Below are 13,931 nucleotides of genomic sequence, written 5' to 3'. Positions count from 1 at the left end.
TTCGGATTTCTCGAACCATCCCCGTAAGGAAAGGCTTCCCACCATAGACAAAAATGATAGTGCTTAAACCTAGTAACACAAACTTAGAACCCGGAAAATCTAAATGATAGCCAAACCAATGCTGAATCATTTCTGATAGCAGCAAAACAGGAATAGTAAGGATGAGGCATATCCAAAACCGTCTTAAGAAGTCTTCGGTATGGTGTCCCATGTGCTCATCGTGAGATGAGTGTTCGGAATGTTCTTTTTCAGTACCCGTAGGCTTGTGAGCACTGTGCTCCACATGCTGATGGACATGCTCTTGATTGTGCTGATGGTTTTCCATAATAGTGCTTTAAGGTGATGAATGATTGATTACATTTTACTCATATCATGACCTGACATTGGATTTGATCCTTTCTTTAGAATATATTCACTTGATAACAGGTAAGCACCACTAACTACTACTTCATTTACATTTTCTAATCCTGAAGTGATAATTGTCTGATTAGCATCTTCCTGCCCGGTAGTTACCATTCGGGGCGAAAATGAATTCTTACCTGTTTTTATCCAAACATGAGCACCTTTTCCGTCTCTTATTACCGCATTAAGTGGTAATGAAACGGCATTGTTAATACTTGCTGTCGGAAGCATAACAGTAGCCTGCATTCCTGATTGTAATTGGCCCTGATTCTTTATAGGTGCACGAACTTTCAATATCTGACTCGACGGGTCTATTTGCGGGGAAATGAAATTAATTTTTGCTGTTTGCTCTGGAAATCCATTGATAGTCACTTTAACAGTTGTGCCTATTTTAATAGCATTGGCCTCCCCGGGATATACATCTGCTTCTACCCATAACTGATTAAAGTTCTCGAGCCTTATGATTGGTGAACCTTCCGTAACATATTGACCTTCGGAAACACTTATCTCATTGACAATCCCTGAAGCAGTGGCAAAAACAGTAACCAACGGAGACGTTTTACCGGTTCTGGCTAAACCATCAATCTGCGTATTAGAATATCCAAATAACTTTAGTTTATTTTTAGCTGCTTCCCGAAGACTTACATAGAGCCTTTCGTTCGGAAATGCTGCAACTTGCTTCGCTTGTAGTAAGTAATCTTGCTGAAGCGTTTGAAGCTCTTCACTAAATACCTGGAAGAGTGGCTGCCCTTTTGCAACCTGACGACCTGTTTCCTTTACGTATAACCTTTCAATCCGCCCGGCATATCTGCTTGAAATGGCAGAAGAAAGTTCAGGATTCGTTACTAATCGCCCACTTAGTATCTTAGAGGTACCGAAACTACCTGCGGCTATCGCCATTGTTTTAATGTTTGCCAGTTGAATCTGGCTTTCCATTAATGTGAGCTCATTGTTAGTGCCACTGGCGCTAACAGGAACCAGTTCCATTCCACAAATGGGGCAAGAACCAGCGGCATCTTTAAGAACCTGCGGGTGCATAGGGCAGGTAAACTTTTGAGTGGAAACCGCTTTCTTCTCATTTTTACATGCAGCGACAAATAGAGCTGGAGTAAATGCGATAATTGCCAGGCTTTTGATAAATTTTTTCCTTTCCATCTTATTGTACGGTTGGATTCTGAACGTTAATAAAACTTTCACTGTCTACCAGGAACCATGCATTTACTGCAACTTCCTGATCCTCATTCAAGGAGGTGCCCACGTCTACCCAATCTCCGGAAATAGCTTTAACTTTTACATATACAGGGACAAAAGCGTCCTTTTGTTTTATGAAAGAGACATTTCGGGTGCCTAATTGGAGTACGGCTGTACGTGGCAACCATTTTCCTATTTTTCTTGTATTTTCACTACTTACGTGGACAAGCTCACCAATCTTCCAAAACTGGTTTGGATTTGTGATGGTAGCGCGAACGAGTGAATAGTTTGTACCCTCGCTATAATAAGGCTGAACTAACGCAATCGGTACCCGTGATCTTTTACTATCACTATCTACAGACTGTACGCTAACCATCGTCCCTCTTTTATATTTATCTAAGTCCTGAGGGTTGACGTAAAACTCTGCCCATACGGAATTTGAATTAACAAAGTTGAACAGCCGCTGACCTACCGACACATACTGTCCTTCTCTTAAAAGCAAAGGCGAATTCGACGCAACAGTCGGCACGGCGGTTGGAGCTCCCGCAGCCGAACCTGACCCACCCATTCCTCCCATAGAAGATGAACTGGCTGTAGATTGCGAAGTAATCATGGTGCTTCCTGCGGAATTCCCGGCAGAAGAGGTAGCAGCAGAACCCTGAATTTCTGAAACAAAACCCGAGTATGGGCTAAATACACTTATGGTGTAATCAACCTTGCCGGTTTTAAGAACCTGGCTTATCTGCTGCTCGGTTGCACCGAGAACCCTTAGCTTTCTCTTGGCTCCTTCAAGGAGTGCAGGTTCATTATTATTTTTAAGGAACAATAGTTCCTGCTGCGCATTTGCTAAATCGGGGCTGTAAATATCCATGAGCTTTTGCCCTTTCGAAACTGCCTGGTAGTTATATTTTATATACAGGCGCTCAATTCTTCCGCTTACCCTTGCAGATACGGAATTCTGATTATTTGTATTGTAGTTAATCACGCCCCGTACATTTATCGGCTCGAAGCGTGAACCTGTTTCGGGTTTGGTCGTTTTAATATCCGAAAGCACCAATTCATTTGTGGGTTTAACCAAAGCAGAGAGCGTGTCATTTATAGTGCCTCCTGTTCCCGGAGTATTCATTGGAACCAAATCCATCTTACAGATGGGGCAAGAACCCGGTGCATCTTTGACTATCTGTGGATGCATAGGGCAGGTATATTTGGTAGCATCGGCTGCTGCTTCCTTATTATCCTTTCCTTTGCAAGCGAAAAGTAAAAGAGCAGTAAACAGAATACCTATCGGAAAGCTACCTTTCAATATTCTTCTCATATTCGATAATCATTTGATAAAATTTTTGCAATTGCTCCAGGTAATTCATCTGAGCCATATTTACCGTTTCCCATGCGTCTATCACGGTATTCACGTCGCCTTTGTTTTCCTGATAGGAAAGCATGGAAACTTTTTGATTCTTGATTAATGCAGGCAGTATTTTAGTTTCATAGTTCGATAACTGCTTTTGCATGCTTAGGAGCTCATTCTCCATCGACTTGGTCATTCCCAGCATCTCAATAAGCATCCCTTCTTTTTGCTGACGCATGGCCTCCCTTTCGTAGGTCATAGATTTTATTTCCGATTTATACATTTTCGAAGACCAGGGAGCAATTGGAATGGAAATCATCCCCATAAGGGTATATTGATTCGGCATCATTTCAGCACGTGTGGACATGTGTTCATACCGGAGTCGAAAATCTGGTTTAGCTTCCTGACGCATCTGATTAATGTTAAGCTCCATAGCTTGGATAGACCTGTCCATTTGCTGAATATCACTACGTCTAAAAGCCAAATAGGAAGTGTCTAAATCAGCCACCGGCTGAAAGCCTATTTTCAGAGTGGTATCGATCAACAAATCAGCAGTAGCCGGACGATACATCAGGGCATTTAAAGCAATCTTCCTCGAACGGATTTCACCTTCTGTCATCAAAATCATATTATCAGATTCCAGAAGTCTGCCTTCTGCTTTGAATACCTGGCTTAAAGAACCCTGATTATAGGGGTAGCGGATCTCAGCCAGCTTTTTCATGTTGGCCATAATTGCTTTATTCTCTCTCTGGTAAGCGATTTTTCTGTTCGCAACTACCAATCCGTAATAAAGCTCTTTTGCCCTGGCACGTAGCTGATTTGCTTGAACCGCCTGCTCAGCTTTGGTAATAGAAGACTGTGCTGCCAGATATTTTGCTTTTGCTTTCGTTTTTGCAGGATTAGGAATATCCTGCTCAGCAGACAACATCCAGGCACCCCTGTCAGCTTCGTCCATAACCATTGAACCCGGATAGGGAGTCATAAAAGTTCCCGCACCTACCATGGGCGCCATCCATGCGCCAGCTCCTTCAACTTTTGCATCCTGGCTTTTTATGCGGCTTTCATAAGCTTTTAGCGAGGGGTTATGTCTGTTAATTTCCTGAAGTACTTCTTGTAGCGTAAGCACTTTCTGTCCGTAGGAATACCCCGAAACTAAAAGCAAGACAAGCAGTAAGATATTTTTAGTGTTTAACATCCGAGACCTCCAATTTTCCAAATTTTCGTAATTCGTATTCTTTTGTCATTAAAAAGATAAGCGGGGTTACCAGCAGAATGTGGGTAGAGGAAGTTAAAACTCCGCCTATCATTGGTAGCACGATGGGTTGCATCACATCACTTCCTACACCGTTAGACCATAATACAGGGATCAAGCCGAAAAGAGCAACACACACAGTCATTATTTTTGGCCTCAAGCGTTTCGCCGCTCCATTGATTACATATTCTCTTAAATCGTCTTTTGTAATAGTCTCGCTTGAATTGCCTTTTAATTCTACTAACTGACGCATCGCGTCATTCAAATAAATCACCATTACAACCCCTGTTTCTACGGCTATTCCGAAAAGGGCAATAAATCCAACTGCTACGGCAACGGACAAATTCACCCCATAAAAATAGATGATATAGGCTCCACCGATTAAAGCGAAGGGAATAGTAACCAGACTTAAAAATGCTTCCCTGGCGGATTTAAAAGCCAGATATAATGAAAGGAATATAATGACCAATACTATCGGGAGAATGTAAAGCAAAGTCTTCTGACCTCTTATTAAATTCTCATATTGCCCGCTCCATTCCACAAAATATCCATTGGGTAACTTAAGACCGGAATTCAGTTTATCAATCGCCTCCTGAACAGTACTTCCTAAGTCCCTGTCTCTAACATTAAACATTACAGCTCCTCTTAGTAGCGCATTTTCTGAGGTAATCATTGGAGGACCGTCTGAGAATTTAATGTCAGTTACTGCCGAAAGAGGGATAGTTCCGGCATCGGGGGAATTTATCGGTATGCGCTTTATGCGGTCAATACTATTCCGATATTCTTGTCCAAGCCTAACGTGAATATTAAATCTTCTTCTTCCTTCAACGGTTGTAGCAAATGGGGCACCTCCAATTGCGGTTTCAACTGTACTATTTATATCCTCAACGGTTAACCCGTACCGCTCTAATTGATCACGTTTTATGTCTATTTCAAGGTACTTGCCACCAGTGACAGGCTCCACGTATAAGTCGTTAACGCCTTCTATATTTTGAAGTAAGCCTTTTACTTCTTCAGAAACAGAGGCTATCTTATTCAGATCCTGCCCGTAAACTTTTATACCGACATCCGTTCTAACTCCTGTAGACAACATGTTTATCCTGTTAATAATTGGTTGGGTCCAGCCATTTACCACTCCAGGAATCTGAAGCTTAGCATCCAGTTCCTTAATGATGTCTTTTTTAGTTATCCCAGGCCGCCACTCGCTCTTTGGTTTGAGAGAAACGATGGTTTCAATCATACTAATAGGTGAATTATCCGTTGCGGTATTTGCTCTTCCCGCCTTACCTAAGACCTTGTCAACTTCAGGAACCGACTTAATCAGCTTGTCCTGAACCTGAAGAATGCGCTTTACCTCAGCATTGGACACGTCTGGCAACGTTACAGGCATGAACAAAATAGACTGCTCATCTAGTGGAGGCATAAACTCCCTGCCCAAGCTCATCACCAACGGGACACTTATTAATAGAGCAAGGATATTAACCCCTAAAGTGGTCTTCCTATGCTTCATGCAAGCCCTGATAATGGGCTCATACCTTTTTTCTAACCACCTGTTTATTGGATTATCATGTTCTGAACGGAATCTTCCTTTCATAAAGAACGACAGCATCACGGGAGCAAGAGTAATTACCAATAAGGCATCGATTATCAGGATAAATGTCTTGGTGTAGGCCAACGGGTGAAATAGCTTTCCTTCCTGACCATCTAAAAGAAATACCGGCAGGAAAGAAGTGATAATAATTACAGTTGAATAGAATACACCTCGGGAAACCTGCTTACAAGCTTTCTCAATAATACTTAACCTTTCTTCATTTGAAAGACGCACGAAGTCCTCGTCTTTACGTTTTTTCCCAATGTAACGGCTAAATTTTTTATACATCGGTTTTTCCTCCGTTTCTTAATTCTGTGAGTTCTGCCTGCCTTACTGCCAGGTGTTTGTAGGCGTTTTCAGCCATGATGATTCCGTTATCGACTATTACTCCAATAGCCAGGGCGATACCTGTTAATGACATGATGTTTGATGATATATCAAAAGCGTTTAAAACGATAAAGCTTGCAGCGATGGTAATTGGAATTTGTATGATAATACTGATTGCGCTTCTCCAATGAAGCAGAAAGACAATCACAATTATCGAGACTACTATCATCTCTTCAATAAGTGTGTGTTTAATGGAAGAGATTGATTCCTGAATTAGCTCACCGCGATCATAGACTATATTAAACTTCATTCCCTGTGGTAATCCTTTACTTGTCTCGACCATCTTAGCTTTAACTCTTCGGATAACTTCATCAGCATTTTCGCCATAACGCAGCACCACTATTCCACCTACAGCTTCGCCTTGTCCGTTATAGTCAAAGATTCCAAGCCGGCTTTCGCCTGCCATCTGCACGGTAGCCACATCCCTGATTTTTACAGGTATTGAATTTTGGGTACGAATAGATAAATTTTCCATTTCTTGAATGGATTTGAGATAACCTGTAGTTTTGATAATATATCCCACATCATTCATCTCAAACTTGCGACCACCCGCCTCATTATTATTTGAACTAATGGAGCGCATTACCTCAGCTACAGAAAGTTTGTAATAAGTAAGCTTATTAGGGTCTATACTAATTTGATACTGTTTTTGAAAGCCCCCGAACGAAGCAATTTCACTTACTCCAGGAACATTTTGAAGGGCAAATTTCACATACCAGTCTTGTACAGCTCTTTGTTCTCCCAAGTCCATTCCGGGAGCTTCCAAGGTGTACCAAAGCACATGCCCAACACCGGTTCCATCGGGCCCCATGGTAGGGGTAACACCCTCAGGAAGGGCGCTACCAATAGAGTTTAATCTTTCAAGTACTCTTGAACGTGCCCAGTAAACATCTACGTCATCTTCAAAAATGATGAAGATAAAGCTCATTCCAAACATGGAGTTTGCACGTACATACTTTACTTTGGGTAGGCCCTGAAGATTGGTTACCAATGGATAAGTAACCTGATCCTCAATTATCTGAGGACTTCTGCCCATCCATTCAGTAAATACGATTACCTGATTTTCTGACAAATCCGGAATAGCGTCAATCTTACTGGTTCTAACTGAGTAAATTCCCCAGGCAAATATTCCGGCCGCTATAAGCAGCACCAGAAACCTGTTTCGTATTGAAAATTCAATTAATTTCTCTACCATGTTTTTGTTTAATGCTTATGACCAGAGTGGTCTTCTGTTCCTTCTTTGGCAACCAAGTCCATTTTGCATTTAGGACATTTGCCTGGCTTGTCACTAACCACCTCAGGGTGCATCGGGCACGTATAGGTGGTGCCTGCTGTATGAACTGACGTTGAATCGCTTGCTTCAGTCTTGTCAGTTGTGGAGTTTGAACCGCAAGCGGTAATGAATAAGGCACCCGCTGTAATAGCTGAAAGAAAAAGAGTTCTCATTGTATTTTATGTTTTTAGTTAATTGTTTATTATTAAGATTCCGTTTGGTTTATTGCCGACGGGAATGTCCTTTGTCTTCGCATGGGTCTGAACATTAACAACCGAGACACTTTTTGCTTGCTGGTTGGTAACGTATGCGGTTTCACCGTTTTTAGTAAAAGCAATTGCATGAGCTCCAAGGCCCGTGGAAAATACATTGCCAAGTACCCATGCATTTGCATTATTAAGTGTCCAATAGTGTACTTTGCCATTATCAGGATCAGTCACCCATAGTTCATTTTTAAACGCATTGTGGGCCACACTTCCGGGCATAAACCCGAGAGGTATAGTTTGAACTACGGTATTTGAGGTTACGTCAATAACGCTTACAGATTGGCCATCTTCATTGTCAACATACATTCTGTTATCCTGCCCAACCCATGCTGCAACGGGATTATCTCCTACTGGGATAGTGGCTATTCTTTCTTTGGTCACCGGATTAATAACCATTACATTGTCGTTTCCACCATTTGCCACATAAGCCTTCGTTCCATTTGCTGAAAAGGTAACTTCTGCGGGTTCCATTCCAACATTTATTACTTTTTTAAGCATGTAAGTCTGGGCGTCGTAAACAAGTACTTTGCCCTCCATCTCCATTTGAGAGGTCCAGATTTCCTTGCCATCCGGTGAAAAAGTAGCGTTATGGTTCATCGCGGGTAGCTCCAGGTTCTTTACCATCGAACCCTTTTGAGCATCAAGCAGCATTACCATACCATTCATATCTGCCATACCACCGGCGTGACCGGCACTTAGATCCGTGCCAGGAATAGCTACCGATAACGTATTCGAAATAGGGGACTTATAAATATGGTGTGGCCACATAGCCATTTTACCATCGTCACCCATCAACGGAATAGTTTCAGTCACTGCATTTTTTGATAAATCAATAACCGAGACAGAGGCATCCTGACCGTTTACAACATACGCAGCTGAATAATTGATATTAAGATTCATACCCATATCTTCATCATCCATGTCGTGATTCATTTTTTTACAGCCCAATAGAATTACGGAGCTTATCAGCAGTATTGCGACCGTTATTGCTTTCATGTTGCGCTTGTTTAAGGAGTTGGCTTAATTGCTTCGAGCTTTACTCGTTCGTACTGGCAACAACCTGGTAGACTACTGTATGCTTTATCATCAGCTTTGAACTTTTCAGTATCATAACCTACAGCAGCTATTTGCTTTTGTATGATGTCTAAGGAAACCTTAGCAGTGTCAAATACTATATTAGCTGCTTGTTTATTTGAGTCCCAATTAATCGAGGTAGCACCAGCAGTTTTCGCGGCGTTCTCAATCTTTTTTTTGCACATGCTGCAATTGCCAGATACTTTGATAGATGTGCTTTTCTCCTGAGCAAGTACAGCGGTACTAAACAGGATTGATAAAGCCACACCAAAAATTTTAGTGGTTTTCATAATTTTTAAATAAAGTTGTGTAATAGTGAAGATGGCAGAAAATGCCTATGTCAAGCTATAGAAGCAGCTAGACATCAGAGAAAGTATTATATACGGAAATTGCAATTACGGATGAAAACAGGAGTGTTATCCGTATTGGGAGGTGCATTTGAAAGTGGTTGTTCTTCTGTTAAAGAAGAAACATAAATTTCTGGAATAGCTATGTATTTATTCCAGGCTAAATCAGTGATGAAGGTTTGGAAGTGAAAGGAGTAAGCGGCAAGCTTCTGAGCATTGTCAATCTTAACTTGTTTACTTTCATGCTTGCAGCAATCCTTAGTACTGCCTGCCTTCATTCCGCATTTACTGCACTTTTGATATTCTTTTGAAACCAGGCCAGACTCCACTAACTGTCCCATGCAATAGTGAAAATACACAGTTGCCCCGGATGAAACACCCAGATAAAAGACAGCTAATATGGTGACTATGACCTTTTTCATTTTAATCTGATACAAAGATTGTTAAAAAACCTGACAAGTTTTTATATAATTCCTTGGAAGTTTTACATCATTTCCAGTAAACTATTCTACTGGAAATCTGAATCTCCCGATTTTAACACCTTGCCCGGTATTTAGTGTTTTGCTTTCTGCTTTTCCATTAAAAGCAAGCAATGAGCTGCACATGCATGAAGCTTGTAATTTTTGTGTACTGTTCCTAATGAATGTCCTTTAGGATCTAAAATTTCACATGTTGCAGCTCCTTTATCTTTAACCACTAAAACACTTACTCCTTCAGCGTTGTAAAAGTTTCCATTCTTCTGAGCTTTTCCAACCTTTTTTCCACTGGCATCAATAACGTTTCCATTCTTGTCAATAAAATACACCTTTTGACCATTTGCATTTCTTACAATATCGTCCTTGTCGATGTATCCGAGTTTTGTTCCTTCATGATTGTGAATTCCGCCCTTGGCATCGATAAAAATTTTGCTTTGGGTTGTTTGAGCATTAAGTTTAGTCGCTATCCCTGCAACTAAAATGGTTACTACAATGAGTAATGATTGAAGCTTTTTCATGATTTCAATATTTTGTTTACTCAAATATGAGTTGAAAAACAATCGAAAAACATGATTATAAATTCCTTAAAACATGATTGACATCACTATTCCCTTCTTTTTTGTTAAATTTTATAAAAGCAATCAATGTAATCGAGTGCCATATGGATGATTAAGCCTATACCTACCAGACGCACTTTTGGAAAAAACAGCATGATAAAATATAGGGCTATTGCAGGGTAAGAGTGTAAAGGGTGAAAACCAATACTACATCTGTTAGGGTCGTAAATAGGAACAGCTAAAAGATGGTCGACATCTACCGCCATTGTTGCGATCATGATAAGCCAGGCCCTTAAATAATTATTTCTGTAAAACAGAAAGGCGACTACTGCGGGCACTACGAAGTGTAATAGGATATGAAACATACTATCTCAGATTTGATGACCTAGCTTGTGGACTAAAGATTCGATTGCATCTTATCTAGGTTAACACCTGCTATGGTTATGATACTAAATCCATTCATGTTTAACGGAGATCTTCCTCAAGCCTAAATCAATCCGGAGAATAGTCTGAACCATCCTCCGGATTACTAGTGTTGATGTCCTGAGCCACCTGTTTATAATTCGCTTTTTTAATATGTTACAGTAAGACCCGCACCCAATCCCATATCGCTATCATAATGGGTAGATAATGAAAAATATTTAGTGACGATATACCGCAAACCGGTCATGTATTCTTTATCCGTATTTCCCATTATATTGAACCGCAATCTTGGCGCCACCGGGATGTCCTCCCGCATTAATTGAAAACGAAGTTTACCTTTACTATCAATTCTCTGTTCTGCAATAAATAACAGGGGGAGGGTGTACTGAATACCTGCTACAAAAGCTTTTCTGTTGGCTTGATTACTAAGTTGCCCAAATAAGTTTTTTTCACTCTCATTGCTCATTCTGTTATAATGATAATCAAACCCAATAAATGGGAACAGCCACTGGTTCCTTCCTAAATACCTTCCAAAATTGGTCTCGCTCTCGTTACCGTGCATTGCTTTTAAACCAAGTCGCCATTCTGTAGATAGCTTAAAACGAGTACTCGCCAGCATAAATTCACCGTCACTGCCATTGCTTTCTAAACCGACTGCTCCCATTGCATGAAATTTTCGGTCCTCTGAATTTAAGCCCCGTTTAGCTACTTTGGGATTGGTGATGTCCGTTTTGTCAACCAGTGGGTTGTCATAAGCGAAAACTCTGCCCATGCCGCTCATCATGTGGTAGAGAATATGGCAATGAAAGAACCAATCGCCACCACGTTCGTTTGCATTAAATTCCAGGGTATCTCTTTCCATGGGCATGATGTCGATAATATTTTTCAGAATGGCGTTTTCACCTTGTCCATTCAACAACCTGAAATCGTGACCATGCAAGTGCATGGGATGACGCATCATACTGTTATTGAAGAGGATAATTCTAATATTCTCGCCTTTCCTGATTAATATTTTATCGCTTTCTGAAACTACTCTGTTATCAAGGCTCCAAACATAACGGTTCATATTACCCGTTAGGTCAAATTTTATTTCTCTCCACGGCCCCTTGGGTAAAGTAGTTTTTTCGGGTGCCCGCAACATCTCGTAATTAAGCGAGACCATATCGGAGTTATTTTCACCCATATTCATACCTGCCATATCGGAACCACTATGATCCATCTGTGTATTTACTTCAGCTCCTCCTTTTTCTGTAGATGGCGAAGTTTGTTTCTTACCGGCTCTTCTCTTCTCTAAACTTTGCACCTTTTTTGCACTGCGGATTTCCTCACCTGTAATCTCCGGATACATTACTGTGTTCATATCCATGATCTGGTTTTTCATCTGCATTCCTTCCATCTCAATCAGGTTGCCATTCATATCCATCATGTCGTTCATCATCTTCATGCCGGCAAAATATTTAGGTCGCTTCCATCTTACAGCGGGTACTTTCGGGCCGCTTCCGAGCCACAATGAGGTAAATTTTGTACGATCTTCCGGTGTTGCCAAAAATTCATAACTCTTGTTTTCAGGAATAGTTACAACTACATCATAGGTTTCAGATACAGCTACAATCAACCTGTCAACTTCTACCGGTTCTACATCGTTGCCATCGGTAGCTACTACTGTAATTTTTCCACCAGAGTAGCTAAGCCAGAAATAATCAGACGCCCCACCGTTTGCTATCCGCAACCTTACTTTATCACCTGCTTTAAATTGTGGATATTGACTCTGATTTTTACCGTTAATTAGAAAATTATCATAATAGATATCGGTTAAATCCATTGCATTCATTCGCTTCCATTCATTCTTCACTTTTGTTTTAAACCAACCCAACTTTATTGCCTCTAAATAGGTTTGCTCAGCACCTTTTCGCACTGCAAACCAATCGGTAGCAGCATGTAAGCTGCGGTGAGCTTCATCGGGTTTCATGTTGAGCCATTCACTTATTATTACGGGAATAGTTGGAATATCCCATTCTACTCTTTTGTTCATGATAAATAATCCATACATGCCGATTTGCTCCTGTAAACCCGAATGGCTATGATACCAATGTGTGCCATGCTGAATTATCGGGAATTTATAGAGATATGTGGAGCCAGGTTTGATTGGCATTTGTGTAAGAAAAGGCACCCCATCCATCTTGTTAGGCAAAAACAGCCCGTGCCAGTGCAGTGAGGTTTCTTCTTTCAATTTATTATGGACATATATTTCAGCTGTATCTCCTTCGGTGAAGGTGAGCGTAGGCATAGGAATTTGTCCGTTTACCGCAATGGCTCGTTTAGGTTTTCCGCCAAAAGTTACAGTGGTATCGGCTATGTACAGATCGTACCGAACAGTACGAGGTGGTATTTTGCTTTTTATCGTTTTGATAGGGCCGAGATTTTTTTTCGCTTTCGCAAAATCACTCATTTCCAAACCCGAACCGCTTTCCATATTCATCCCACTCATACCGTCTTTCATGGGCATTTGCATGCCATCATGATTTACTGCCGATCCAGCCTTTGGTTTTTCCTTAACCAGTCTCATGCCGCATTTGGGGCAATTTCCCGGTTTGTCAGACTGAACTTCCGGATGCATTACGCAAGTGTAAATTGTTTTAGCATTGGCTGGCATTTGCATGTCATCGTTGCTTACCACTAATCCCGCTTTTGGCTGTTCTTTAACCAGTCTCATACCGCATTTGGGGCAATTACCGGGTTTGTCAGAATGAATTTCCGGGTGCATTACACAGGTGTAGAAGGTTTTAGCATCAGCCGCGTTGGATGGTATTTTCTTTCCACCCATGTCCATGCCACTCATGCCTTTTTTTGGGGCACTCTCTTTTTGTGGCATTTGCGTATTTTTTTGATTTACTGCCGTACCGGTTTTGGGCAACTCTTTAATCAATTTCATCCCGCATTTAGGACAGTTACCTGGTTTAGCTGACCGAATTTCGGGGTGCATTTCGCAGGTGTAAATGATAGATTGAGAAGGCTTACTCCCAACCGGCTTTGCTGCGGGCTTTTTTATAGCAGATGTTGATTTTTTTACCGGCGTGGCTTTGGGTGCTGGCTTCGATGTTTTAGGAGTTGCTCTTTTTTGAGGCGCAGGTTTAGGAGTGGTTGAGCTTTTCCCTTTCTTTATGACTAATGCCATCCCGCATTTCGGGCATTTTCCGGGTTTATTGCTGATTACTTCCGGGTGCATGGGACAGACATAGGTTTGCGACTGAGCCAGCAGCATGTTATTTTCATGGCCCTCATGAGATTGCCCTTGAGCAACACTTAAAAAACCGAGAAAAAATATATAAGCTAAAATGAGTTTCATA

At 41.2% G+C, this 13,931-nt stretch carries 12 protein-coding genes and 1 pseudogene; all 13 read right to left on the bottom strand.

The annotated features are described in order from the left end of the window. Positions 1-325, bottom strand: a pseudogene (locus WG906_RS18550) (heavy metal translocating P-type ATPase); the annotation flags it as partial. Positions 326-354: 29 nt separating this feature from the next. Next, positions 355-1,557, bottom strand: a complete 1,203-nt coding sequence (locus WG906_RS18545) for an efflux RND transporter periplasmic adaptor subunit (RefSeq protein ID WP_339994382.1) — start codon at positions 1,555-1,557, stop codon at positions 355-357. A gap of 1 nt (position 1,558) precedes the next feature. Next, positions 1,559-2,908 (bottom strand): heavy metal-binding domain-containing protein, encoded by a 1,350-nt coding sequence (locus WG906_RS18540; protein ID WP_339994381.1) that lies wholly within the window; start codon positions 2,906-2,908, stop codon positions 1,559-1,561. Continuing rightward, on the bottom strand, positions 2,886-4,133 hold the full coding sequence (locus WG906_RS18535; protein ID WP_339994380.1) for a TolC family protein: 1,248 nt from the start codon (positions 4,131-4,133) through the stop codon (positions 2,886-2,888). The genes WG906_RS18540 and WG906_RS18535 overlap by 23 nt, the downstream gene beginning before the upstream one ends. Beyond that, positions 4,120-6,069 (bottom strand): efflux RND transporter permease subunit, encoded by a 1,950-nt coding sequence (locus tag WG906_RS18530; protein WP_339994379.1) that lies wholly within the window; start codon positions 6,067-6,069, stop codon positions 4,120-4,122. Before WG906_RS18530 ends, WG906_RS18535 begins: the two co-directional genes overlap by 14 nt. Beyond that, positions 6,062-7,363, bottom strand: a complete 1,302-nt coding sequence (locus WG906_RS18525) for an efflux RND transporter permease subunit (protein ID WP_339994378.1) — start codon at positions 7,361-7,363, stop codon at positions 6,062-6,064. Before WG906_RS18525 ends, WG906_RS18530 begins: the two co-directional genes overlap by 8 nt. 8 nt (positions 7,364-7,371) lie before the next feature. Then, complete coding sequence (locus WG906_RS18520) at positions 7,372-7,614, bottom strand: heavy metal-binding domain-containing protein (protein WP_339994377.1); 243 nt, start codon at positions 7,612-7,614, stop codon at positions 7,372-7,374. Between the two features lie 18 nt (positions 7,615-7,632). After that, positions 7,633-8,703 carry a YncE family protein gene (locus tag WG906_RS18515; protein WP_339994376.1) on the bottom strand — a complete coding sequence of 357 codons (1,071 nt, stop codon included), beginning with the start codon at positions 8,701-8,703 and terminating at the stop codon, positions 7,633-7,635. Positions 8,704-8,714: 11 nt separating this feature from the next. Continuing rightward, positions 8,715-9,071 (bottom strand): heavy-metal-associated domain-containing protein, encoded by a 357-nt coding sequence (locus tag WG906_RS18510; protein ID WP_339994375.1) that lies wholly within the window; start codon positions 9,069-9,071, stop codon positions 8,715-8,717. A gap of 86 nt (positions 9,072-9,157) precedes the next feature. Further along, positions 9,158-9,550 carry an HYC_CC_PP family protein gene (locus WG906_RS18505; RefSeq protein ID WP_339994374.1) on the bottom strand — a complete coding sequence of 131 codons (393 nt, stop codon included), beginning with the start codon at positions 9,548-9,550 and terminating at the stop codon, positions 9,158-9,160. Positions 9,551-9,681: 131 nt separating this feature from the next. Continuing rightward, entirely contained in the window at positions 9,682-10,122 is a 441-nt protein-coding gene (locus WG906_RS18500) for a 5-fold beta-flower protein (RefSeq protein ID WP_339994373.1), read from the bottom strand. A 104-nt stretch (positions 10,123-10,226) separates the two neighbouring features. Beyond that, positions 10,227-10,526 (bottom strand): DUF6122 family protein, encoded by a 300-nt coding sequence (locus WG906_RS18495; RefSeq protein ID WP_339994372.1) that lies wholly within the window; start codon positions 10,524-10,526, stop codon positions 10,227-10,229. A gap of 206 nt (positions 10,527-10,732) precedes the next feature. Further along, entirely contained in the window at positions 10,733-13,930 is a 3,198-nt protein-coding gene (locus tag WG906_RS18490; protein WP_339994371.1) for a heavy metal-binding domain-containing protein, read from the bottom strand. Between the last annotated feature and the right edge of the window lies 1 nt (position 13,931).

The sequence above is a fragment of the Pedobacter superstes genome, assembly GCF_037622515.1.
Taxonomy (GTDB): Bacteria; Bacteroidota; Bacteroidia; order Sphingobacteriales; family Sphingobacteriaceae; genus Paradesertivirga; species Paradesertivirga superstes.
The sequence above is the reverse complement of the archived record's forward strand: the minus strand, read 5'-3'. Positions and strand labels throughout refer to the sequence as shown.

Coding starts and splice junctions, on each gene's coding strand:
- WG906_RS18545 (WP_339994382.1), bottom strand. CDS start 1,557: ATGGAAAGGAAAAAATTTATCAAAAGCCTGGCAATTATCGCATTTACT.
- WG906_RS18520 (WP_339994377.1), bottom strand. CDS start 7,614: ATGAGAACTCTTTTTCTTTCAGCTATTACAGCGGGTGCCTTATTCATT.
- WG906_RS18515 (WP_339994376.1), bottom strand. CDS start 8,703: ATGAAAGCAATAACGGTCGCAATACTGCTGATAAGCTCCGTAATTCTA.
- WG906_RS18490 (WP_339994371.1), bottom strand. CDS start 13,930: ATGAAACTCATTTTAGCTTATATATTTTTTCTCGGTTTTTTAAGTGTT.
- WG906_RS18540 (WP_339994381.1), bottom strand. CDS start 2,908: ATGAGAAGAATATTGAAAGGTAGCTTTCCGATAGGTATTCTGTTTACT.
- WG906_RS18505 (WP_339994374.1), bottom strand. CDS start 9,550: ATGAAAAAGGTCATAGTCACCATATTAGCTGTCTTTTATCTGGGTGTT.
- WG906_RS18525 (WP_339994378.1), bottom strand. CDS start 7,363: ATGGTAGAGAAATTAATTGAATTTTCAATACGAAACAGGTTTCTGGTG.
- WG906_RS18510 (WP_339994375.1), bottom strand. CDS start 9,071: ATGAAAACCACTAAAATTTTTGGTGTGGCTTTATCAATCCTGTTTAGT.
- WG906_RS18495 (WP_339994372.1), bottom strand. CDS start 10,526: ATGTTTCATATCCTATTACACTTCGTAGTGCCCGCAGTAGTCGCCTTT.
- WG906_RS18530 (WP_339994379.1), bottom strand. CDS start 6,069: ATGTATAAAAAATTTAGCCGTTACATTGGGAAAAAACGTAAAGACGAG.
- WG906_RS18535 (WP_339994380.1), bottom strand. CDS start 4,133: ATGTTAAACACTAAAAATATCTTACTGCTTGTCTTGCTTTTAGTTTCG.
- WG906_RS18500 (WP_339994373.1), bottom strand. CDS start 10,122: ATGAAAAAGCTTCAATCATTACTCATTGTAGTAACCATTTTAGTTGCA.